The following is a 22,570-nucleotide window of genomic DNA, read 5'->3' as shown; positions in this document are numbered from 1 at the left end:
CGAAAAACAGGCCACCTTCGTTCCGGCAGCCCGTCCTTCCTGTTGTGGGTTTAATCAGCCGGCCCTGGCGATCCGCAAAATCTGTGAGTTGCCGCCGCCGCGCTCTTCGGTCACGGCATAGACGGCGCCGTCCGGGCCGACTTTCACATCGCGAATGCGCGCCTCCAGCGGCAGTCGGCTTTCAGTCGCAACCTTGTCGCCATCGGTGTGCAGGATGACCAGACCCTGGCTGACCAGGCCGCCAACGATGAAGGCGCCCTTCCATTCAGGTATCTGGTCACCGTCATAAAAGGCCATGCCGGAGGGGCCGATAACGGGGTCCCAATAGTATACGGGCTGCTCCATGCCTTCCTTGGCGGTGATACCTTCACCCACTTCGCCGCCGCTATATTCGATGCCATAGGTGATGACTGGCCAGCCATAGTTCAGCCCTGCCTTTGGAAGGTTCAGCTCATCGCCGCCCTTCGGTCCATGCTCGACGGTCCACAGTCGGCCTTGGCCGTCGAGGGCCGCCGATTGAAGGTTGCGATGGCCATAGCTCCAAATTTCCGGCAGAGCGTCCTGCTGGCCGGCGAAGGGATTGCCCTCAAATGCCTTGCCGTTGGCATCGATGCGGAAAACCTTGCCGAGACCACTCGACAAATCCTGCGCCTGAACGCGGGGCGTTGCGTCCGACCGCTCGCCAACAGTGACGTAAAGCTCGTTGTTGGGGCCGAAGACGAGGCGGGAGCCGAAATGTTTGTCGCCGTCATAGGTCGGCATCTGGCGGAAGATTACCGAGACATCCTCCAGTTTTGCCGCACCGCCCTCTTCACTCAATCTCGCAGAGGCAACGGACGTACCGTTGCCGCCCTCGCGTGGTTCGGAAAAGGAGAAGAAGATCTTACGGGATGTCTCGAAGTCGGGCGCCAGCGCGATATCGAGAAGACCGCCCTGTCCGTCGGACGCAACCTCAGGCACACCTTCCAGCGCCGGGCCCGCCTTGCCATCTGCGACTATATGCATGGCGCCTTGCTTGGCAGCAACGATCATACGACCGTCTGGCAGAAATTCCATGGACCAGAGATGCGGCAGACCCTCTGCAACGACGGTTTTTTCCACGTTTGGCTGGTTTGCGGCTTGGGGAGCGCGCGTCTGTCCCTCAAAGGCCGGTTTCTGATCCGGCGCATTCGGCCGTTTCGTTTCGGCAGCCGGAGCGGTCTGGGCGTGGGCGATCCCGGCAAGCGGCAAGGCAAAGAAGGCACACAGGATCGTTGAGCTCAGAAATCGGGTCTTATGGAACATGGGTCTCCCTTCCTTCGTTAAGGTCTCGCGAAAAACCATCTGGGAAGGAATTCGTTTCGTTCGATAGTTTCAAGAAAACTTGATCATCGCGTGTGCAGCCCTGGCACTTTTTCTAACCCGTAGGAATTCATACGGAACCCTATTCCTTTGGCCGCGTTTGGCATCGGTTAGACGGAGGGTGACATGCAGATCATTGACAACAAGACGATAGATGGGAACCAGACCAAACCGATCCTGAACGTTGCGGAATTCTGCCGCCGTTACAGGCTGGATAAGGCTGAAGAATCGCGGCTGAGGAAGCTATTCGGCGACTTCGCATCGCGCCACGAATTGCTGATGAATGCTCAGCGCAAGCCCAACTTTCGCTGATCAGCCGTCTTTATCGACCGACTTTCCAAAGATCATGAAGACGTCGTAACGGGTGTTTTTACCCGTTATCTGGTGGGAGGGCTTGCGAATGCCCGGCATCGGATCAGCGCGCAACGGCCATTTCAGGACGACACGTTTTGTGGCATTTTCCAGCGCAGTCTCCATAAGTTCCACCTGATCCTGATCTGCCCCGACGAGCTCTCTCAACACTCGCATTTCTTTTTTCACCAGCGCCGTATTGTGGCGAGGAGGATGCATGGGGTCGACGATGACCACTTCCGGTGCAAGTTCCTTCAGTAGATACCGCGAATCGCCATGGACCAGTGTCATGCGGGCCGCAGCTTCAGCGTAGGCGCCGCCCGCCTCCATTGCGCGCCGGATACCATCGGCGAGATGCGCATGCATGTCTGGCGAGCGTTCGATAAGGGTGACCTCCGCTCCGAGCGATGCGAGCAGGAAGGCATCCCGCCCCAGCCCGGCCGTGGCATCCACGATCCTTGGCGTGCGGCCTTTGGTGAAACCGGCGGCCTTGGGCAAGGCCTGCCCGCGCCCCTCGCCGGAACGGAAACGGTGTCCGACCGCGCCGCCGACGAAATCCACCACGAAGCTCTCGTTCGGTTCTTTCATCTCGGGCCTCAAAACGGACAGGCCACGGTGTAGGTGACGTCACGACCATCGGGATGGCGGAAGCCGACTTCCTGTGCATGCAACATGAGGCGCGGGGCGGCAATGCGTGCATCCCCCTCGGCATAGAAGTCGTCGCCGAGAATGGGGTGGCCAAGCGCCTTCATGTGGACCCGCAATTGATGCGTGCGGCCGGTGAGAGGCGTCAGCGCCAGTCGGGTTGCCGGAAGTGGCAAACGCTCGAGCACCCGCCAGAGACTTTGCGCCGGCTTGCCATTTTCATGGTCGACCAGGTGGCGCGGTTTGTTCTCGGGATCGATGGCAAGTGGCAGGTCCACTTCACCCTCTTCGCCCTTCACCTCGCCCCAGACAATTGCCACGTAGGATTTTCGCGTCTGGCGGTTTTCAAACTGTGACGCAATTGCCGCATGGGCCTTGCGGTTTAGGGACATCAGGACGATTCCAGATGTGTCCTTGTCCAGGCGGTTGATCATCAGCGCTTTCGGGAACTCTTTTTGGACCCGCGTCATCAGGCTGTCGGAAAGCGCAGGATCGCGCCCCGGCACTGAGAGAAGTCCGCTCTGCTTATCCAGCACCAGCAGATCGTTGTCTCGGTGCACGATGGTGAGCCATGGATCGAGCGGCGGGTTATAAATGGGGTTCGATAGCTCTGAAGACATGCGCTTCCATAACATGAATTGCGGGCTCGGACAGGCGCTCTAATCTGGAATTTGCAGGTTGACGCGGCCGCTCGTAAGGTCGCTGAGAAGCCGGGTGAGCCTTTCAGCGTCCTCGGCTGGAACCGAGAGCAGCATATCCGCGCCCGTGCCGGTAAAGTCTTCTTTTTCCAGCCGCAGGTTCGGCGCCGCGGAAAGCCGCGATTTCACCAGCGCGAGATCCGAGAATGGGCAGGTTAACGTTGCGCTGACATAGGCAATGACAGGGGAGGTTTCGCCAAGCCGCAGGCACGCTGCCGCGGTGCCGCCATAGGCCCGCATCAACCCGCCGCTGCCAAGCAGGATGCCGCCGAACCAGCGGATGACCAAGACCGCGACATTGTCGAGCGCCTGACCGTCGATGGCCTGAAGGATCGGCTTGCCTGCCGTGCCCGACGGCTCGCCGTCGTCGCTGAAGCGATAGGTCTGGCCGCTTCGCCACGCCCAGCAATTATGGTTCGCATTGGGATCGGAATGCGCTGCCAGAAAGGTCTTCGCGTCTTCTTCGCTCGTGACGGGTGCAGCAAAGGCGAGGAAGCGGCTTTTCTTGATATCCTGCGAATAGGTGACGGGGCGGTCGAGCGTGAACATGGACGTTTCATTATCGCATATATTCGCACGCGGAAATCGGTATAAGGCACGGAACAGTGAAACTAAGCATGGAGAGGGTTTTGGGCGAGGCAAGGCAGGTCGCCATTGTCGGCGGTGGCCCGGCAGGCTTGATGGCGGCGGAAGTGCTTTCAGCCGCCGGCCATGCCGTGACCGTGTTCGAGGCGATGCCGACCGTGGCGCGCAAATTGCTCATGGCCGGGAAATCTGGCCTCAACATTACCCATGCCGAAGGCTATGACAGTTTCCGCCAGCGCTTTGGCGAAGCGGAAATGCGGCTGCGCGCCGCCCTCGATGATTTCACGCCCGATAGGTTGCGCGACTGGGCGCTGGGGCTGGGACAGGAAACCTTTGTCGGCACCTCCGGGCGCGTCTTCCCCAAGGTCATGAAGGCTTCGCCGCTGCTGCGGGCCTGGCTTGCAAGGCTGGAGGCACAGAGTGTGACCATCCGGACGCGTCACCGCTGGATGGGCTTTTCCGACGATCGATTGGTGTTTGCGACACCGGAGGGCGACCTTGCTTTTAAGGCTGACGCCGTGCTGATGGCGCTCGGTGGCGCAAGCTGGCCCCGGCTGGGCTCCGACGCTGCCTGGGTGCCGGTGCTGTTGGAGAAGGAGGTGGAAATTGTCCCATTCCGTCCCGCCAATTGCGGTTTCGATGTCGACTGGAGCGAGATTTTCAGCGAGCGCTTTGCCGGTGAGGCTGTAAAATCCACCGTGACCAGTTCCCCCGCCGGAGCCTTTCAAGGCGAGTTCGTCATAACGAAACATGGTATCGAGGGCAGCGTCATCTATGCGCATTCGGCAGCACTACGCGACCGGCTGGAGGAGACCGGCAAAGGGTCGCTTGCTGTCGACCTTGCCCCCGGCCGAACCGCCGAACGGCTGGGCCGCGACCTGGCGAAGCTCGGCCGCAAGAAGAGTTTCGCAAACCGCATGCGCAAGGCGGGTGGTCTTTCGCCCGTCAAGGTGGGGATGCTACGGGAAATCTATCCTGATATCGCGACGATGCCGGATGCGGTCGTCGCGGCGAGCATAAAGCACACGGAGATTCCGCTTCTGCGGACCAGACCGATCGCCGAGGCAATCTCGTCGGCCGGCGGTATCGCATGGAGCGGCCTTGATCAGAACTATATGCTGGAGAAGCTCCCCGGCATTTTTGCTGCCGGGGAAATGCTGGACTGGGAAGCGCCGACAGGGGGGTATCTCCTGACCGCCTGCTTCGCCACCGGCAAGGCCGCTGCAAAGGGCATGGCCGCATGGCTTGAGGGCTCAGCCTGACAGACGTTCAGCCGTGCCGGCCTCCTCGCCATGTGCGGTTCTGACGAGGCAGCGCATGATGGCATCGGTGGTTATTGCTCCAAGTGTCTTGCCATTGTCCCCCACCACGGTGGCGCTGCTGACATTTTCCCGGACGAGGGCGCGCAGGCCTTCTTCCACCGTCATGTCCGCATCGAGCTGAAGGCGGGACTGGCCGGTAAATTCCGGCTGTACGACGGCGCCGAGGCGGATAACGCGGCCTCGGTTGACCTCTTCCACGAAGGCTTCGATATAGCTGTCGGCGGGCGACATGACGATTTCGGCCGCAGTGCCCTGCTGGATGATCTCGCCATCGCGCAGGATGGCGATTTTGTCACCGAGCCGCAGCGCTTCGTCGAGATCGTGGGTGATGAAGACGACAGTCTTCTTCAGTTCCTTCTGCAGTTCCAGCAGCACCGTCTGCATATCCACGCGGATAAGCGGATCGAGGGCCGAGTATGCTTCGTCCATGAGAAGGATTTCGGCGTTGTTGGTTAGCGCGCGGGCGAGCCCGACGCGCTGCTGCATGCCGCCGGAGAGCTGGTTGGGATAATGGTTCGAAAAACCTTCGAGGCCCACACGCCTGATCCAGACCTCTGCCCTTTCTTCGCGCTCACGCTTGTCGACGCCCTGCACCTCAAGGCCATAGACAACGTTTTGCAGCACGTTTCGGTGAGGCAGGAGGCCGAATTTCTGGAAGACCATCGCCGTCTTGTGTCGGCGAAACTCCAGAAGATCCGCTTCATTCAGACGGCAGACATCGGTGCCGCCGTAGAGGATTTCACCGGCCGTCGGGTCGATGAGCCGGTTGACGTGGCGGATCAGCGTCGATTTGCCGGAGCCGGAAAGGCCCATGATGACAGTGATCTGGCCGCCCGGCATGGTGATGTTGATATCACGCAGGCCGAGCACATGACCATGTTTGGCGTTGAGATCGGACTTGGACATGCCGGCTTTGACGGGTTCGACATAGTCCCCCGCCTTGGGGCCGAAGATCTTGTAGAGGCTGCGAATTTCGATCGATTGACTAGCCATGCGCCACTTCCCGGTGTTTTTGCAGGCGAAGGCCATAGGCCTGGCTGATGCGGTCGAAGATGATGGCGATGCCGACGATGGCAAGCCCGTTGAAGACGCCGAGCGTGAAGTACTGGTTGGCGATGGCTTTCAGCACCGGCTGGCCAAGCCCCTGGACGCCGATCATGGAGGCGATGACGACCATGGCGAGCGCCATCATGATGGTCTGGTTGATGCCAGCCATGATCGTGGGAAGAGCGAGCGGCAGTTGCACCTTGAAAAGCTTCTGGCGATTGGAAGAACCAAAGGCGTCGGCCGCTTCCAGGACATCGCGGTCAACCATGCGGATACCGAGATTGGTAAGACGGATCATCGGCGGAATGGCGTAAATGACGACGGCGATAACGCCGGGCACGCGGCCGATGCCAAGCAGCATCACGACGGGGATGAGATAGACGAAACTCGGCATCGTCTGCATGACGTCGAGAACGGGATTGATCACGTTCTGCAGGCGGTTGGAACGCGCCATGGCAATGCCGATCGGCAACCCGACGACGATGGACAGCACCGCGCAGACGAAGATCATCGAGACTGTCTTCATCGTGTCTTCCCACATGCCAAACCAGCCGATGGCGAAGAGAATGCCGCAACAGAGCGAAACAATGGTGGCACTGCGGCTGCCGAACCAGGCAAGAGCGCCGACAATAAGAATAACGACCGGCCAGGGCGCGCCGATCAAAAGCCTTTCCGCCCAGATGAGGAAGCTCTGAAGGGGTGTAAACAGCCCCTCGATTGCGCCGCCATAGGTTCGGGTAAAAGCCCGGAAACCTTCGTCGATGACTTTTTTCAGCGCGCGCAGAGAATCGTCATTCATGGTCGGAAATTTGAAAAGCCATTCCATATCCTGTTCTCCATGACGAACCGGAGGCGGGGACCAACGTCCTCCGCGCTTCGGGAGTAAAATCGCCAGAGCGTCGGGTGCCGGCTAATCGCGGGCAGAACACTCTGTTGAACCCGCTGTATCGGCTATCCCGCCAGAGCCGGGATAGCCGATACGGCTCGGCGCCGCCGTTGACAGGCGCCGATACCGGGCAGATATGTAAGCACGCGCTCTTAGAGGGCGGCCTTGACCTTTTCAGCGACTTCGGGAGAAACCCAGCCCTTCCAGAGGTCTTCGTTCTCTTTCAGGAAATGCTTTGCGCCGTCCTCGCCGGTTGCTTGATTATCCGTCATCCAGGCGATCAGCTTGTTGACGGTGGCGTTGGTCCAGGCGCGCTTGTTGAGGTAATCCATGGCAGGGCCGGAACGATCGGCAAAGGATTTGCTGACCAGTGTCTGCACGTCGTCGATCGGCCAGGCGTTCGGCTTTGGATCGGCGCAATCGGCAACCGAAGTACAGCGCTTCCATTCGGCCGCGTCATATTCGGTTCCGAACCCGAGCTTCACCATTTCATATTTGCCGAGCAGTGAGGTTGGAGCCCAGTAGTAGCCGACCCACGGCTGCTTTGCTTCATAGGCCTTGGCGACAGAGCCATCGAGACCGGCGGCAGAGCCGGTGTCAACAAGCGTAAAGCCGGCCTTTTCGCCGCCAAACGCCTTGAAAAGCTGCGCAGTGACCACGGTACCGCCCCAGCCCTGCGGGCCGTTGAATACAGCGCCCTTGGATTTGTCTTCCGGCGACGGGAAAAGTTCAGGATGCTTGAAGAGGTCAGGAATGGTCTTCAAATCCGGATTGGCCTCGGCAACATATTTCGGAATCCACCAGCCCTGGACAGCGCCGTCCGAAAGGATTTTAGCGGCCGCGACCACCTTGCCACCTTCGAGACCCTGCTTGACGATTTCCGGCTGCAGGCTGACCCAGGCCTCAGGGGCGATATCAGGCTGGCCTTTCTCGGCCATGGAGGTCAATGTCGGTACGGTGTCGCCAGTGACGATTTCGGCAGAGCAGCCGTAGCCCTTCTCAAGGATGAACTTGTCCAGATTGGCGGCAACTTCAGCCGACTGCCAGTTCATGCTGGCGATTGTAACGCTTCCGCAATCGGCAGCATAAGCTGCGCCGCCTGAAAAGGCGAAGCCTGCGGAAAGAATTGTGGCACCCAAAAGTATTTTCATTGTTGTTCCCTCTGGTCGCGGTGTGGCGAAGACCCGGGCGCTGACGGCACCGCGACCGCCAGCACCCTTATTGAGGCTTAATAATTCGTTTGTCGCCATTCCGTTTGCGGCAATTTCTGGCGTATTGAGGATGCTCACCCTGAGGAGAAGGCGCCATTGCAGGGGTATTCGGGAAAAAATTCTGGCGTGAAGGCTTTGAAATAAATGGTTGATTAGCAGCAGCGCCGAGAAATTTTCAAACCGATGGAACTTTTTCATTTTTTTGAAAAAGCAGGGAACAAACCAACGAAGTTTCTGTTCTCTTGGACTTTTATCCTGTTCTGTATTACGGGAGATTTCCTCTCGATTTTTGTGGTGATGTTGAATGACCAATCTTCGTGCTGCCCCGGTATGGCCCATCGGCGGCGGTGAAACGGGTGAGCTTGTGCGCCGCTTCGACTGGTCGAAGACCTCGCTCGGTCCGATCTGTGACTGGCCACAAAATCTGAGACAAAAAGCCAATTCCGTCGTCAATTCACCCATTCCGCAGGTGCTGATGTGGGGCCGCGATCATGTGATGATCTACAATGACGGTTATGCGGAGATCGCCGGTAATTATCATCCTCAGGCGCTTGGCGGCACGGTGCCTGGCATCTGGCCGGAAATCTGGGACTGGAACAGCCGTATTCTCGAAGCCGGTTTTCGCGGTGAGGTCATGGCCTACCGCGACCAGCCGATGACGCTGATGCGACATGGCGCACCGGAAGAGGTGATCTTCGATCTGTTCTACACGCCGATCTACAATGAAGGCGGCACAGTCGATGGCGTTCTGTGCACCGTGCTGGAAAACACTGACAAGGTGAGGGCGCTAGAAGCGCTGGAGCAGAGCCGCCTGGAGCTTAGCCGGCTTACCAATGCACTGCCCATTTTGGTCGGGTATGTGGACTGCAATTACGTCTATAAATTCGCCAATGATGGCTATCTGGAGTGGTTTGGCCGCAGCGCCGATGAGGTAATTGGCCACAGTGTTCCCGATATCGTCGGCGAAGAGTTTTTTGCCGCGCGCAAACCCTATCTCGATCGGGCGCTCAACGGTGAGAGCATCGTCTCCGACACGGTCATCCGCCGGCCGGATGGCACCACACGCGCCGCCGAAATCCGCTATATGCCGCGTTACGTCGCCGATGGTTCCGTCGACGGGATCTATGTTCTGATCATCGATATCGAAGACCGCAAGCGGTCCGAGCAGGAAATCCTCATCAGCAATAACCGTTTCCGGGCGGCGGTGGAGGCGGTGCACGGGGTGCTTTGGACCAACAGCGCCGATGGCAGAATGTTGGGAGAACAGCCTGCCTGGGCGGCGTTGACAGGTCAGACGGCTGAAGAATACCAGGGTTTTGGCTGGGCCGATGCCGTGCATCCGGACGACCGGCAGGGGTCGGTGGATAGCTGGAACAACGCTGTCGCCGAGAAGTCGACCTATATCTGGGAGCACCGCGTGCGCCGTCACGATGGCGTCTATCGGACGTTTGCAATCCGTGGGGTTCCGATCTTTGATAAGAATGGTGCGATTGCCGAATGGGTGGGGGTCCACACGGACATCACCGAACAGCGTCAGGCTGAGGATACGCTCAAAGAACATGCCAGCAACCTCGAGCGCGAGATTCGCCACCGAATCAGGGCGGAAGAGCAGCTTCGGCAATTGAATGAAGGTCTTGAGGCCAGGGTCGAGGCGGAAATGGCGGAGCGGCGCCAGGCGGAAAAAGCCCTGTTGCAGTCGCAGAAGATGGAATCCATCGGGCAACTGACTGGCGGTGTGGCGCATGATTTCAACAATCTTCTTCAGGTGATTGCCGGAAATCTGCAATTGCTGTCGAAGGACGTGATCGGCAATGAGCGCGCCGAACGGCGGCTGGAGAACGCGCTGGCGGGCGTCCATCGGGGCGCGAAGCTCGCCAGCCAGCTTTTGGCCTTCGGCCGTCGTCAGGCGCTGGAACCGCGGGTCATCAACATTTCCCGTTTCGTCACGGGGATGGACGATCTGCTGCGCCGGTCGCTCGGTGAGGCAATCGAAGTGGAAGTCATCACCTCTGGTGGTCTCTGGAATACCTATGCCGACCCCAACCAGGTGGAGAACGCCCTTCTCAATCTCGCGATCAATGCGCGCGACGCCATGGAAGGTCACGGGAAACTGACTATCGAAGTCGGAAATGCGGTTCTCGACCGCGATTATGCCCGCAAGCATTCGGACGTTTCGCCGGGACAATATGTGATGCTCGCCGTCACCGATACCGGCTCCGGCATGTCGCCGGAGGTTCTCGAAAAGGTGTTTGAACCGTTCTTTTCAACGAAGCCGGAGGGCAAGGGCACCGGCCTTGGCCTTTCGATGGTTTATGGTTTTGCCAAACAGTCCAGCGGCCACGTCAACATCTACAGCGAGGTAGGGCAGGGCACGACGGTAAAGATGTATCTGCCGCGCTCCGCTGCCGATGAGGACAGGGAAGTGGTCATGCCGACCGGTCCCATTGAGGGTGGAACAGAGACCATCCTGGTGGTCGAGGATGACGAGGAGGTGCGCAATACTGTCGTCGAGACGCTTGGCGACCTTGGCTATCGGGTGCTGACGGCGCGAGATGCGCAGGCGGGTTTGACCGTGGTGGAAAGCGGTATTCCGATCGACGTCATTTTCACCGACGTGGTCATGCCGGGGCCTCTGAAAAGCAGGGAAATGGCCCGCCGCGCACAGGAACGGCTGCCCAATCTTGCCGTTCTCTTCACCTCGGGTTACACCGAAAACTCAATCGTCCACGGCGGCAAGCTGGATGCCGGGGTCGAGCTTCTCTCCAAGCCGTATACGCGCGAAGCGCTGGCACGGCGCATTCGCCATGTCATCGCCAACCGCAAGCAGGTTTCCCTGGCAAGAGCGCGGCCGGCCGCCGCGCCGGGTCACGCGAAATCGTCGGGACTTCCCGGCGCAGCGGAGAAGGAAAACCGCTCAGTACGGGTTCTTCTGGTGGAGGATGATGAACTGATCCGGATGAACTCGACGGAGATGCTGTCGGATAGCGGCTTTGCCGTCATCGAAGCCGGAAATGCCGCTGAGGCGCTTCTGGTGATCGAGGCGGACCGCGTTGACGTTCTCGTTACCGATCTTGGCCTGCCCGACATGATGGGGGGTGAGCTGGCAGTGGAGGCCCTGCGCCGCAAACCGGGGCTAGCCGTCGTGTTTGCGACCGGCGACAGCAATCTGCCTGAGGGCGCGCCCGAAAATGCCGTGCTCCTGACAAAGCCCTACGACGAGCAACAAATCGTTTCAGCAGTCCGACAGGCACACAGCACAAAAAGCGAGCTGGCGGAGTAAGCCGCCAGCCGTCGCGGCCCGGCTCGGATCGCAGAAGCGGGACGCCCCCTGCGTGCGGGGCGTGCCCTAGTAACCGCGAGCCATATCGACGGTTTCTGGAAGTTTGCCGCTTTCCCGCCAGGCGCGGACATTGCCCGCAACGATCCGTGCCGAACTTTCACGGCTTGTCGGCGCAGAGATATGCGGCAGGGCGGTGACTTTCGGGTGCTGCCAGAATGGTGAGTCCACGGGCAGCGGTTCCTGCTCGAATACATCGAGTACGGCGTGGGACAGCCTGCCGGAATCGAGCGCTGAAATCAGGTCATCTGCGACGATCACCGCGCCGCGGGCGAAATTGATCACGGCTGCTCCCGGTTTCATTGCTGCCAGACGGTCGGCGTTGAGAAGGCCGCGCGTTGCGTCCGTGAGCGGGACGAGGCAGACGAGAATGTCGCTTTTTTCCAACAATGCCTGAAGGCCATCGTCTCCATTCAGGGTTTCCACACCTGGGATTGCCTTTTCCGATCGGCTCCAGCCGGCAACATTAAAACCAGCATGGATGAGACGGTCCGCAGCCGCCATGCCAAGCGCACCGAGACCGAGGAGCCCAACGGTCGTCTCGGCGGGATGGCGGTAGTCCAGCTCCTGCCACAACGCTTTTTGCTGGTTCTCGCGGTATGCTGGCATGTCGCGCTGTAGATAATAGGTCCATGCAAGCACTGCTTCGGCCATGACGCGGGAAAGCTCCGGGTCTTTAAGCCGGACGATAGGCGGCGCCTTTTCTCCCAATTCCAGCACCAGCCGCTCGACGCCCGCCCAGAGGCTGTGAATCCAGGTCAGGCCGGGAAGGGCCGCGATATCGGCCGGATCTGGATTGGCGACGATGGCAAAATCCACGACACGCCTTTGCTCGTCCGTCAATTCTGAAAAGGAGAGAATCACCTCCTGCGGCATTGCGGCGCGCAGCGCCTGTTTCCACACGGTTTCCGTTTCCGCATTCATCCGTGAAACAAAGGCGATAGGTGATGGCATGGCATTGGTCCTGCTTGCGATTTTGATGGCACGCCATCAATGCGCAATTTTGGAAGAAATGCATAGGCCACAGGCGGGATTTTACGTTTCTCCAGTCATGCCGGACGCGATCGGCGTCCAGCCGACGCGCGCCTGCCATGCGGACAGGTTCTCCTCAGCCAACGACTTGGATGGCTGTTCCCCGGCTCGAAGGCCGGGGTGACGGCGTGGGATGGTAAGTTTGCTGGATCGCCCAGTTCCCGAGTTGCCTTCGTGTCGACAGCCCGCTCTTCACCGGGCCGTTTCATGATCAGGCATCTTCCTTAACCGGCGGTTTTGCGTCGCCGTAATAGGCCGAGAATTTCTCGTGATAATGCTCCGAACCACCGGGGCCGGCATAGCGCTGAAGTTCCGTCATGTCGGTCTTGTTGAGCACGATGCCGAGCGTTTTGTTGGCGATCTGCGGTTCGTTGGCCATGAGGTTCTGCACCATCTGGATCGGCGTCTTGCCCCATTCGGTGACGAAGACAAAGCCATCCACCTGCGGCGCAAAGGCCTTGGCATCGATGACGGGAACCACGGGGGCAAGGTCAACGATGATGTAATCGCAGGCCTCGCGGGCGGAGTCGATGAATTTGCGCATGCCGGACGAGGAGAGCAACTCGCTCGAATGGGCGAACTGGTTGCTGGTCGAAACCGGCAGGATGCCCATTTTCGTGCGGGTATCCACCTTTACCGCCTGCGTCCACGGAACTTCATCGAGCACCACTTCCACCAGACCGGCGGATTGGCGTGTCGTCAGCATACGGCTAAGCCCGGGGTTGCGGATATCGGCATCCACGACAAGCGTGCGCTTACCGGTCGAGGCGATCAGGCCGGCGAGATTGAGCGCTACGACCGACTTGCCTTCGTTCGGCAGGCAGGAAATGACGCCGATGACCCTGCACTGGCGTTCCTGAATGACGACATCGGCCGTCAGCTTCACGTTACGCAATGTTTCCGCAAAGCTGGAGCGGGGGCTGTCGACCGCAAGGCGCAGCATTTTCTGGAACGAGACTTGCCCGCTTTCGTCAAGTGTTGCGTTCTCCCCGCCAGGAGTGGCGGCGCTATTGCCGGTTTTGGCATTTTCGACGCCTCGTTCCCCGATGAAGGGAAGGTAACCCAGAAAGCGCATGCGCAGATTGTCACGCACGTCGTTGCCGGTGTGGAAGAAGCGATCCCGGAACTCCAGAAGTGCGGCAATACCACCGCCCAGCATCAGGCCGAGAATGACCGAAAGCGCCATGGTCATGGTCTTTTTCGGGCTGGAAGGGGATGTCGGCAGGCCGGCTTCGGAGATGATGCGGGCCTTGGCGATCGGCAGCGACTGCTTCTGCGAAGCCTCTTCGAAGCGGCCGAGATAGGACTGATAGAGGGTGCGCAACGCCGTCGCCCGCTGCTCGAGCTCGCGCAGCTGCACCATGGTGATATTGGCTTCCGAATTTCGGCCAGCCACCTTATCGATGCTGTCGCGCAATGACTGAACGCGCGAATTGGCGACGTCATATTCGTTCTTGAAGCTGCCGGTCAGCTGCTGCAACTCCTGGAAAATCTGCTGCGATACTTCCTTCTTTTCCGCTTCGAGCGCGGTCGCCTGCGGATGATCGGCGCCGAACTGCTGGACGATGCCGCGCTGCCGGTCGGAAATGGTAATGTAACGCTTGCGAAGATCCTGAATGACCGAATTGTCGGTGTCGCGGGCCGAGACAACGGCGTTGTCGACGGCTGTTTCCGGTCCACGGTCGATGATCGATTTATATTGATTGTAACGGGCAGATGCCGTGGCTGCATCCGCCTGCGCAGCAATCAGCTGGCCATTGAGATCGGCAAGCTGGCTTTCCGACATCAGTTCGCCGCGTGAGGATACGATATTGTTGTCGGACCGGAATTTCTGAACCGCGAGTTCCGCCGCCTGGGCGCGCTGATTGAGGTCGGTCAGACGTTCCTGCAGCCAGACAGAAGCACGTTCACTGGCATCGAAATTGGCGTTCAGCTGTTCGGTGAGATAGGCCTGCGCATAGGTCTTGGCGATCTGCGCGGCCAGCTGACGATCTGTCGAACGCGTGGAAATGGCGATGACCGAGCTGCGGCCGACACGTTCCACCGTCAGCGACTGCTGCAGCACGGCGGCGGCCTTTTCGCGGCGTCCGGCGCGGATTGCGGCTTCGGAGACTGGCGGGTCGCCCGGCAGCACGAGGTCGAGGATGCCCCGAACGGAGGATTTGACGAGTTCGACCGGGGACATCGCTGGATTGACGATCGTGTCGTTCTCGTCAAGCTTGGCCTTGTCGACGACGGTCAGCGCCATTTCCTTGGATTTCAGGATTTCCACGGCGCTGGCGATGCGGTTGTCGACGATCTGCGCGGCGGGCACCGGCGATTCCTCTTCGGCGTAACGCGAGAGGCTTTCATCGAGCAGCACCTGCGTCATCGCGGTGTAAACAGGGGTCGCGAATACCAGATAGAGGCCTGCGAGGACCACGGCGGCAATGACGGAGGCAGCAATGACATTGGCGCGGCGCACCACGGCGGCCCACAGGCGGTCGAGGTCGATAAACGTATCGGAATCCTTGCCGGATTCCGGAAAACCAATATTGGATTTAAAGGTCTTGTGGTGCATGGACCTACCTTGTGAACTAAAAATGGTACGCGGGAAGCCGAGCAACACTCGCCTTCCCGCCTCCCGTTATTGGTGCGCCGACCGCCTCCCCGGCGGCGCGATTAAAGTCAGGCCGCCTTCCCGCGGCTTTCATGGTTCGAAACCAGTTCCTTCACCGAAGCGAGAACCTGTGCTTCCATGTCTGCCCGCATCAGCGAAAAGGCGACGTTGGCGGCAATGAAGCCCTGCTTGCTGCCGCAATCAAAGGTGCGGCCGGAATATTTCTGCGCGTGGAACGGCTGTTTTTCCGCAAGACGTTTCATCCCATCGGTCAACTGAATCTCATTGCCGGCACCACGCTCCTGCCTGGCGAGAATATCGAAGATTTCCGGCTGCAGAATATAGCGGCCATTCAGGTAATAATTCGAAGGCGCCTTGGATGGTTCCGGCTTTTCAACCATTTCGGTGACGGCAAAGCCGTGGTTGACCTTCTGGCCGACGCCGACGACGCCATAGGAAGAGACTTCTTCCGGCAGGCATTCCTCGACGCCGAGAATATTGCCACCGACTTCGTCATAAAGCTCCATCAGACCGGCAATGCAGCCGCGTGCGCCGTAGGAGACCATGTCAGGCAGCAGCAGGGCAAAAGGCTCCTTGCCGACCAGTTCGCGCGCACACCAGACGGCGTGGCCGAGACCGAGCGGAACCTGCTGGCGGGTGTAGCTGACGGTCCCTGCAACGGGCAGCATCTTTTCCAGCTGCAACACCTGCACGGTCTTGCCGGAGCGGGTCAGCGTATTGATGAGTTCCGGCGCGCTGTCGAAATAGTCTTCGATGGCGGTCTTGTTACGGCTCGTGACGAAAATAATGTGCTCGATACCGGCCTGCATCGCTTCATCGACAGCATATTGCACGACCGGACGATCCACGATCGTCAGCATTTCCTTCGGCATCGCCTTAGTGGCGGGCAAAAACCGCGTGCCGTTGCCGGCGACGGGAATGACGGCTTTTCTGACAGTTTTGTTCAGGTCCATCGCGTTCTCCTTCATCAAGGTTTCATCTGTCCCCAGTCCCCGCGCAGACAGGGTCCGCGCGCAAATTTTATGAAATCTGCTTTCTCACCCCTGTATTCGCTGCAGGGGCGAACATCGCGTCCCGCAGCCTCCTCAGCCGCACTGCAATGGGCATCCGCAAATGCCCCAAAACGGCGGGATCTTTGATCGTGGTCTTCAAAGCGCCAAGCACCGAGCGGCGCTTGATGTTTTCCACCAAAGTCAGAAAATTATGCGCAAGCTGAAGGCTGCGGGTCCTCGCCTGCTGCGCGTCCATGGCGGTGGGCAGAAGAGTATAGTGGCTCAGGAAATCCTCATCGGCCCGCATCATCGCCTCAACGTGGTGCAGTTCAAGCACGCGCGAAATCGAGCCCTCGCGGATATTGTAGATATAGCCCGGCTTCGGTTCGATGACGCAGAGGCCGCCGGCGGCGAGCGCCGAGGCGAGCAGGATGTAATCCTCGCCGATGCGGATGTCCTCGCGGAAGCGCAGCCCCTCGCTATTGAGGAAATCGCGCCGGAACATCGGTTTCATGTAGCCGAAATTGAAGGTGGAGCGGAACAGGATGTTAGAGGAAATGAAGTCCTCCAATGTTAGAACAGGCCGTTCCTCCAGAAACTCTTCGGGAAACATCGTCTCCATCGGTCGCCCATCGGTGTAGACCACATCGAGATTATCAACAGTGATCGCCGCATTGGCGGCTTCCGCCCGGCACATCATGCAGGCGGAGCGCTCCGGGCGAATGACATCGTCGGAATCGAGCACGGCGATCCAGTGTCCGGTCGCGGCTTCGATACCGGCATTGCGTGCCCCGCCCGGACCGAGGTTTTCGGCAAGAGCAAGCAGGCGGACGCGCGGATCGATGATGGCGATACCTTCCACGAGCGCAATGGTGGCATCGGCGGACCGGTCGTCGACGACGATCACTTCCAGCGTCACACCCTGCTGGTCGAGTGCGCTTTGAATGGCGGCTTCAATCGTATCGGCGGCATTATAGGCAGCGATGACGAAGCTGATATCGGGCGGCGAGGTAAGGTTTTCCATCAGGTCGCCTCCACCGCACCATATTGGCGGATTTCACGCACACCGAAGGCGCCGCTCATTGAACCCATATGCAGTGCGCCACGCAACGCATAACGGTTACGGCGCACGGCGTTGAAACCGCTCAGGACAGCGAAGAGGGCGCAATAAACTACTTTCGAGCCGGCTTTCACCACTTGAACGACGCGGCGCGCACCAGGCTTTTTCTCAGCCAGCACGCGGCCGTGGGTCTGACCGGAGCGAAAGCGGCGCTTGGCAAGCCACATGAAGCTTGCGCGATTTTCCGGCACGGGTTCGGACAGTACTGCATCTTCCGCAAACACGATACGACCGCCAGCGGCGTGAAGATGCGAGAAGAAATGCGTATCTTCGCCACCGCTCTGGCCAAGCGCCAGCGCAAAGCGCCGACCTTTTACAGAGGGTGCTTCCATCCTGAGCAGCGTGTTGCAGGTATAGCCGGTGATGATCTCGCCATTCACCCAGACCGGAAGCGTCGAATGGAAATCGCCGCGTTTCATCCAGCCCGGCGCGTTTTCCCGATAGACGGCCGTGACGGGGCCGAGGACGGCTTCCGCGCCGGTCTCGTGCGCCTTTTTCAGAAGGGCATTGAGCCATTGCGGCGGGGCGGTTTCGTCATCATCGATGAAGGCAAGATAATCCGCCTTGCACTCCGAAAGGCAGGCATTGCGGGCAATCGAAATATTCGATTTCGGGCAATGCACATAGGTGATCTCGAAGGGCGCGGTTTCGCGCAGGCGATCGACGCTTGCCCTGGCGCTTGGCTCCTCGTCATTATCGGCAACAATCAGCCGAACTTTCACGCCTTCCGGCACCTCAAGTTCGAAGAGTGACAGAAGTGTGGCCACCAGCGCCGGGCGTCTGTAGGTGCAAATGCCGATGTCGACGGTTTTCGAATCATCTATACGGGTGACGGTGTTGTCGGTCATGAGACAGCCTTTCTTTCCCGGAATTTCAGGAGTTCCAGCCAGAAGCCGGTGGACCAGGCCAGATGCATCACCATCGCCGAAAAGGCGGCGAGCGGTCCGTATGGATTTTTCTGACCAATTGCCATCCACAGGCCATAACCCACACATGCGGCAATCCAGAGGCCGAGCGGGATAAGTGCCGCCCAGTGCACAAGCGACAGCAGCGCAAGCACGAAGACCGGCAGCACGGCGAGCGGAATCATCTGGCGGATTTTCGGGATCGAGCGATGTTTCAACAGGTTCTTCGCCCGGCCGCGGCCATAGGCGAGATATTGCTTGAAGAGCGGCATGACGCTGGCGCGCGGATAATAGGTCATGCGGGTCTTGTCGGTCATCCAGATGCGGAACCCGGATTTGCGCAGCCGGAAATCCAGCTCCGCATCCTCATTGTGGCTGAAGCTCTCGTCATAACCGCCGACCGCATCGAAAGCGGCAATCCGCATCAGCGCGTGGTGGCCGTGATCGATCCAATGGCCTTTCGCGCCCTCGCGGTGCTTGGAGCCGCCATTGCCGAGCTTGGAATTCTGGGCGATGGCCGTGGCCTTCTGGAACAGGCCGTTGCCGACCGTATCCATGGCGACGACGACGGAGTCCGCACCCGTCCGTTCGGCGTCCTCGATCAGCCGCTGGCAATAATCATCGGGATAATCGCCATGGGCGTCGATGCGGATGAGGTAATCGAAATCCTCGCCGAAGGTGGCGACGGCAAGATTGATGCCTGCGCTCTGGATACGCTTCGGGTTGGCAAGAAGCGTGACGCGTTCGTCCTTTGCCGCAAAGGCGGCAACGATGTCGCGCGTTCCATCCGTGCTGCCGCCATCGGCAACGACGATGCGGAACAAGCGACCCTGCATCGCGCCGGTGAATTTGACAAGCAGCCCCTCGATCGTCTTCGCCTCATTGAGGCAGGGTATGACGATCAGCGTTCTGATGCCGGAATGACCGAAACCTTCCATGATTTGCCCCCTACGCACTACACGGGTGAAAACTGCGCTTCACGGGCGTGGCCGGAAGCGGATTTGGCGAGTGAGGACAATTGCTGCACCAGCAGACGGCAATCGTCGCGGTCGGTCAGCCATTGTTTCCTGTCTGTTGCCGATAGGGTGTGGAAGGCATCCGCATAGGTCTGCGGGGTCATCTGGTTGAAGAGGGCGGCAAGATCGTCAGCGCCCGCCTGTTGCAGGACGAAGCCGATATTGCGTTTTTCGATGAAGCGGGCTGTTTCCGTGCCGGAAAACGCAATCGGCAAGGTGCCATAAAGGCAGCCTTCATATAGCCGGTTGGGCAGCAGCCAGCTGGAATTCTGGCCTTCCTCGAAAAAGTCGATGGCCCAGGTGAATTGCACCTCGTTATAGATGGCGGCGAGATCCTCGGGGTTCTTGTATGGCCCATGGAAATGCACATGCGGGGTTGCGGCCACGACGCCGTCGAAATCGGCAAACTCCGAATAGGCTGGCCGGCCACGCAGGATGATTTCGACCCTGCCTTCCATGCGGCGAGCGAACTCAGCGAGAATTTCAAGCGATTTGCGGCAGCGGAGCGCCCCGAACCAGCCGATTTTCCATGGCTCGCCGGGCGCGGGCGCCCGTTGTTTTGGCGTGGCGGCAACGGCGTCGTCGAGCGCGAGCACCTTGTTTTCCTGCAGCAGCACGGGAAGATCGAGGCCGGACACGGGCTTGAAATAATGCTCCACGAAGGCCGGAGAGCTGGTGATCAGCAGTTTGGCGTCGCGTGCGAAATAGCGCTGGGCTGCATTCAGCATCTGTCCTGGCTTGCCCTCATTGAGAAGAAGGCGGTGAATATCGAGACATTCGTAAACCAGTGCCGGCTCGCCGCCATAGATCGACATGGCGCGCTTTGCCAGCGCCAGCATCTCCAGATTTCTGGCAAGAATGACCTCGGGTGTCGGGATGCCGCTCAATAGCTTGCCGAGCGAAAGGCTGGCTTTCCCCACCGCAGCTAGGCGTTGCATGAACTTCCCGTCGGCGGTCTCCCCGAGCACGGTGGGCACGACGCCCTCGATTTCCGCCAGCCGGTTCTGCCCGCGCCGGAAACCTGCCAGCGTGACCCGCGCCCCGCCTGCAAGCAAGGTCAGCACCCGCCGGCGAATGGCGGGGTCTGAAAGATCATGTGCGAGGTAGAGAATATGGGTCATGCAGGGTTCCGGGTGGTTCGCGGGTCAAAGACGCCGCAGCACGGGATTTGGTTCAAAACATCCGGTCAATTCAGAGCGCAGGCGATGCTTTCCGGGAACTGACATTTGTCGCCCAGCGCGGTGAAGGCGAAGCGATCAACGACCATCTGCGATGGCCCGGCATAAGCAAACTTGCCCATCCAGTCCTTCAGCGTGTCGGTGCCCCACAGGCTGAAGAAGATTTTCTGAGCGTTCTGCGGAATTTTCGTCGCGTCCGTCACCTCATGAACGAGCTTGCCGTTGACGTAATAACGCAGGCGCTGCGGTTCCCAGACGAAGGCATAGTCGTTGAAGCCGGCATCGGCCCCGCCTTCCACCGGCACCAGCTTCTCATTGCCGCCCTTGGCGGACACATATTGGTTGAGCTGCACCTGATTGGTGTTCTTGCCAAGAACCTCGAAGTCGATTTCGTCATGCGGCTTCTTGTCGGTCGGGCCGATATAGGTGAAAAAGGCGGAGTTCAGGCCTGTCCCTGTTGCGGCCTTCATCCGCGCCTCATAGGTGCCGTAACGGTAACGCCCCTTGGTCTGGATTTCACCGCAGGCAAAGTTGCGTTCGCCGAGTTTTTGCTGATCGAAACCAAGCGTCAGTTGGCCGTTTTCGACCGTCGCCAGTTTCTTCGACCAGGTGCAGTTCTGGTGGGAACCATTGTTCCAGCCGTCGGAAACGTACCAGAAAGACCGGTCCATGGAATCGAAGTTCTCGATGAAGGACGTGCCGTTGCCTTCCTGGGCGTTGACGGGCGCTGTGAAGGCCGTGGCCGAGAGGGCGGCGGCAAGAAGAATGCGTGTCTGAACGCGGGTGACAAATGTTGTCATTGGTTCACCTCTGTCGTTGCGAATAAAGCGTTTCGGATGTGGGCGGGCCGATCATGGGGGCCCGTTTGGTCACGGCGGCGACTGTCGCCTTGCGTTTGCCGCTGCGGCTTCCGGTGAGCACAGAATAGAGGGTGGGCAGATATTTACGCGTCTGCGCGTTGCTGATGATCAGAATGACGAAGGCCGACAACGTCGCAGCGATATAGAAGGCCGGATAAAAGTCCGGCCCGCCTTTGTTCCAGATCATCCACATGATGACCAGCAACGGGTAATGAGCGCAGAATATCCAGAAGCTCAGACTGCCGGTCTCGGCAAGCCGCTGGCCAAGCCGGCTGCGGATCAGGATGGATGAAGACACCCAGAAGCCGAGTGCACCAAAGACCGCGAGCAGATTGCGCGACATGTTTAGCCAGAACGTGAATTCCGGGCCGGTGAAATATAGACCGGTGGCCAGAATGGCAGAGGCGATGACGGTCAGCACCATGATCGGCAGGGCGTAAGGATCGAGCGCCTTGACGTCGACACGGTGCAGCGCAAGCGCAATACCAAGCGAGAAGCTGAAGAGGATCGATTTTTTCTGGACGATGTAGATCGTGAGATCAGGCATGGCCGTCATGACCAGCAAAATGGCAAGGGTCGGCAGCGCGAAGCGGCGCATCAGAAATGCGAGGACGGGAGACAGCAGAATGCAGACGAAAAGGTCGCGCAGAAAATAAAGCGGCACGTTGACCGGCAACTGTTCCAGCGCCGCCCCGTGGCTCAGGATTTCACGCGGGCCGGCGTTCCAGAGATCCGGGAAATATCCCACGCCGACTTCGAAGAACTGAATCAGCAACACGGCGGCAAACAGCGCACCATTCCACAGCAGGAAGGGCAGGAGCACGGTTTTCGATTTGGAGCGGATCGTTGCCGGATAATTGAATTCACTCATGCCCCGACGAAACAGCAGGTAACCGGAAATGGCGCTGAGACAGGGCACACCAATGCGAAACAGGGCGTCGCCCAGAAAAACCCGCAGCCAGTCGAAGAAGCCGTATAGGCCGAGAAACGGGCTGGTGTCGGCATCGTGCGGAACATGCACGAACACGATTCCTGAAATCAACAATATGCGCATCAAATTGATACGGGAGGATAGGTTCTGATCGACAGTCACATCAGTCACCCCTATTGGGCGGCGTCTCCCCACGCCGCGTTGCAACCAGAGCGAACTTAAGCCCGCACTGGAAAGTCTGGTTTCGACTTTGGGATAAAATGTGGCGACGCGGGAAAAACACAAGATTAGATTTTGCGGGTGAATGTCTGTCTTGAGTTCAAATTCTACCGCGCGAAAAAAATAAATCATTGAAATAAAATAATTTTATTGAAATTCGCGTTTCCTTAAAAATCTTTGAAGCGTGTGAATTTGTCATTTGCCGTGATGTTGCGCTGCAAAAAGAGCGCCCAATCCTCCTTGCCACGACGATAAAAATCGCCGTGGCAAGGCT

19 protein-coding genes are annotated in these 22,570 nt (G+C 59.1%); 3 read left to right on the top strand and 16 right to left on the bottom strand.

What is annotated here, in order from left to right; all coding sequences use genetic code 11:
- Positions 1-54: 54 nt before the first annotated feature.
- Positions 55-1,284 carry a PQQ-dependent sugar dehydrogenase gene (locus FS804_RS19570; protein ID WP_144578566.1) on the bottom strand — a complete coding sequence of 410 codons (1,230 nt, stop codon included), beginning with the start codon at positions 1,282-1,284 and terminating at the stop codon, positions 55-57.
- A 183-nt stretch (positions 1,285-1,467) separates the two neighbouring features.
- Here FS804_RS19570 and FS804_RS19565 point away from each other — a divergent pair, with 183 nt between their 5' ends.
- The gene (locus FS804_RS19565) at positions 1,468-1,653 is read left to right on the top strand and encodes a hypothetical protein (protein WP_063947119.1); all 186 of its coding nucleotides are present in this window, start codon (positions 1,468-1,470) and stop codon (positions 1,651-1,653) included.
- Here FS804_RS19565 and FS804_RS19560 read toward each other — a convergent pair whose 3' ends face one another.
- From FS804_RS19560 to FS804_RS19550, 3 genes are read right to left on the bottom strand one after another with little or no spacing between them, the layout of a single operon-like run.
- Positions 1,654-2,280 carry a class I SAM-dependent methyltransferase gene (locus FS804_RS19560; RefSeq protein ID WP_144578565.1) on the bottom strand — a complete coding sequence of 209 codons (627 nt, stop codon included), beginning with the start codon at positions 2,278-2,280 and terminating at the stop codon, positions 1,654-1,656. It abuts the gene before it with no gap.
- Between the two features lie 8 nt (positions 2,281-2,288).
- Complete coding sequence (locus FS804_RS19555) at positions 2,289-2,957, bottom strand: pseudouridine synthase (protein WP_144578564.1); 669 nt, start codon at positions 2,955-2,957, stop codon at positions 2,289-2,291.
- Between the two features lie 39 nt (positions 2,958-2,996).
- Positions 2,997-3,584: a YigZ family protein gene (locus FS804_RS19550; protein WP_144578563.1), complete on the bottom strand. Its 588-nt coding sequence runs from the start codon at positions 3,582-3,584 to the stop codon at positions 2,997-2,999.
- A 68-nt stretch (positions 3,585-3,652) separates the two neighbouring features.
- On the opposite strand from FS804_RS19550, the gene FS804_RS19545 reads away from it, so the two are divergent.
- Positions 3,653-4,882 carry a TIGR03862 family flavoprotein gene (locus FS804_RS19545; protein ID WP_144578562.1) on the top strand — a complete coding sequence of 410 codons (1,230 nt, stop codon included), beginning with the start codon at positions 3,653-3,655 and terminating at the stop codon, positions 4,880-4,882.
- Here FS804_RS19545 and FS804_RS19540 read toward each other — a convergent pair.
- From FS804_RS19540 to FS804_RS19530, 3 genes are all read right to left on the bottom strand, one after another.
- Entirely contained in the window at positions 4,874-5,935 is a 1,062-nt protein-coding gene (locus FS804_RS19540; RefSeq protein ID WP_144578561.1) for a glycine betaine/L-proline ABC transporter ATP-binding protein, read from the bottom strand. The two genes, FS804_RS19545 and FS804_RS19540, sit on opposite strands and share 9 nt — an antisense overlap.
- A complete protein-coding gene (locus tag FS804_RS19535) occupies positions 5,928-6,815 on the bottom strand; it encodes a proline/glycine betaine ABC transporter permease (protein WP_063947125.1) in 888 nt (295 codons plus the stop codon). Before FS804_RS19535 ends, FS804_RS19540 begins: the two co-directional genes overlap by 8 nt.
- A 212-nt stretch (positions 6,816-7,027) precedes the next feature.
- Entirely contained in the window at positions 7,028-8,026 is a 999-nt protein-coding gene (locus FS804_RS19530; RefSeq protein ID WP_063947126.1) for an ABC transporter substrate-binding protein, read from the bottom strand.
- 364 nt (positions 8,027-8,390) lie between these two features.
- On the opposite strand from FS804_RS19530, the gene FS804_RS19525 reads away from it, so the two are divergent.
- Positions 8,391-11,366, top strand: coding sequence for a PAS domain-containing protein (locus FS804_RS19525; RefSeq protein WP_144578560.1), 2,976 nt, complete (start codon positions 8,391-8,393; stop codon positions 11,364-11,366).
- Between the two features lie 66 nt (positions 11,367-11,432).
- Here the strand turns inward: FS804_RS19525 and FS804_RS19520 are convergent, their stop codons facing one another.
- The 9 genes from FS804_RS19520 to FS804_RS19480 all read right to left on the bottom strand — a co-directional run bounded on the left by FS804_RS19520 (position 11,433) and on the right by FS804_RS19480 (position 22,239).
- Complete coding sequence (locus FS804_RS19520) at positions 11,433-12,377, bottom strand: glyoxylate/hydroxypyruvate reductase A (protein WP_144578559.1); 945 nt, start codon at positions 12,375-12,377, stop codon at positions 11,433-11,435.
- 289 nt (positions 12,378-12,666) lie between these two features.
- On the bottom strand, positions 12,667-15,015 hold the full coding sequence (locus FS804_RS19515; RefSeq protein ID WP_186376911.1) for a polysaccharide biosynthesis tyrosine autokinase: 2,349 nt from the start codon (positions 15,013-15,015) through the stop codon (positions 12,667-12,669).
- Positions 15,016-15,122: 107 nt separating this feature from the next.
- Positions 15,123-16,028 carry a UTP--glucose-1-phosphate uridylyltransferase gene (locus tag FS804_RS19510; protein WP_144578558.1) on the bottom strand — a complete coding sequence of 302 codons (906 nt, stop codon included), beginning with the start codon at positions 16,026-16,028 and terminating at the stop codon, positions 15,123-15,125.
- Between the two features lie 67 nt (positions 16,029-16,095).
- The gene (locus FS804_RS19505; RefSeq protein ID WP_144578557.1) at positions 16,096-17,091 is read right to left on the bottom strand and encodes a glycosyltransferase family 2 protein; all 996 of its coding nucleotides are present in this window, start codon (positions 17,089-17,091) and stop codon (positions 16,096-16,098) included.
- Complete coding sequence (locus FS804_RS19500; RefSeq protein WP_144578556.1) at positions 17,091-18,035, bottom strand: glycosyltransferase family 2 protein; 945 nt, start codon at positions 18,033-18,035, stop codon at positions 17,091-17,093. Before FS804_RS19500 ends, FS804_RS19505 begins: the two co-directional genes overlap by 1 nt.
- Positions 18,032-19,030 (bottom strand): glycosyltransferase family 2 protein, encoded by a 999-nt coding sequence (locus FS804_RS19495; RefSeq protein WP_144578555.1) that lies wholly within the window; start codon positions 19,028-19,030, stop codon positions 18,032-18,034. The genes FS804_RS19500 and FS804_RS19495 overlap by 4 nt, the downstream gene beginning before the upstream one ends.
- Before the next feature lie 17 nt (positions 19,031-19,047).
- Positions 19,048-20,229 carry a glycosyltransferase family 4 protein gene (locus tag FS804_RS19490; protein WP_144578554.1) on the bottom strand — a complete coding sequence of 394 codons (1,182 nt, stop codon included), beginning with the start codon at positions 20,227-20,229 and terminating at the stop codon, positions 19,048-19,050.
- 65 nt (positions 20,230-20,294) lie between these two features.
- On the bottom strand, positions 20,295-21,086 hold the full coding sequence (locus FS804_RS19485) for a glycoside hydrolase family 16 protein (RefSeq protein ID WP_144578553.1): 792 nt from the start codon (positions 21,084-21,086) through the stop codon (positions 20,295-20,297).
- A 4-nt stretch (positions 21,087-21,090) separates the two neighbouring features.
- Entirely contained in the window at positions 21,091-22,239 is a 1,149-nt protein-coding gene (locus tag FS804_RS19480; protein ID WP_144578552.1) for an acyltransferase, read from the bottom strand.
- Positions 22,240-22,570: the final 331 nt, after the last annotated feature.

The organism is Agrobacterium sp. DE0009 (assembly GCF_007680755.1).
GTDB classification, from domain to species: domain Bacteria; phylum Pseudomonadota; class Alphaproteobacteria; order Rhizobiales; family Rhizobiaceae; genus Agrobacterium; species Agrobacterium tumefaciens_B.
Note: the sequence above shows the minus strand (reverse complement) of the source record. Positions and strands in the feature narration are given on the sequence as shown.